This is a genomic window from Streptomyces spiralis (assembly GCF_014654675.1).
Lineage (GTDB): Bacteria > Actinomycetota > Actinomycetes > Streptomycetales > Streptomycetaceae > Streptomyces > Streptomyces spiralis.
On the sequence record NZ_BNBC01000052.1, the window covers coordinates 59,642 to 60,244 of the forward strand.

Sequence of the window (603 nt, forward strand, 5' to 3'; positions counted from 1 at the left end):
GACCTCCTCGGCGAAGCTGGACAGCTGGTCAACCATCGTGTTGATCGTCGTCTTGAGCTCGAGGATCTCGCCGCGGGCGTCAATGTCGATCTTCTTGGTCAGGTCGCCCTTGGCGATGGCCGTGGTGACCATGGCGATGTTGCGCACCTGGCCGGTCAGGTTGGACGCCATCTGGTTCACCGACTCGGTGAGGTCCTTCCAGGTGCCGGCCACGCCCGGGACGTAGGCCTGCCCGCCGAGGATGCCGTCCGTGCCCACCTCGCGGGCCACCTTGGTGACCTGGTCGGCGAACGAACTCAGCGTCTTGACCATCGTGTTGAAGGTGTCGGCGAGCTGCGCGACCTCGCCGCGCGCCTCGATCGTCACCGTCCGTGTCAGGTCGCCGTTGGCGACCGCGGCGGCCACCTGGGAGATGTTGCGCACCTGCATGGTCAGGTTGTTGGCCATCAGGTTGACGTTGTCGCTGAGGTCCTTCCAGATGCCGACCACGCCCGGCACATGCGCCTGACCGCCCAGGATGCCCTCCGTGCCCACCTCGCGGGCGACCCGGGTCACCTGCTCGGCGAACGACGACAGCTGGTCCACCATCGTGTTGACGGTGGT

1 protein-coding gene is annotated in these 603 nt (G+C 66.5%); it reads right to left on the reverse strand.

Translation table 11 applies throughout. The features are described from left to right. The coding region (locus tag IE318_RS45595) for a HAMP domain-containing protein (RefSeq protein WP_229903995.1) at positions 1-603 on the reverse strand (603 nt) is incomplete at both ends.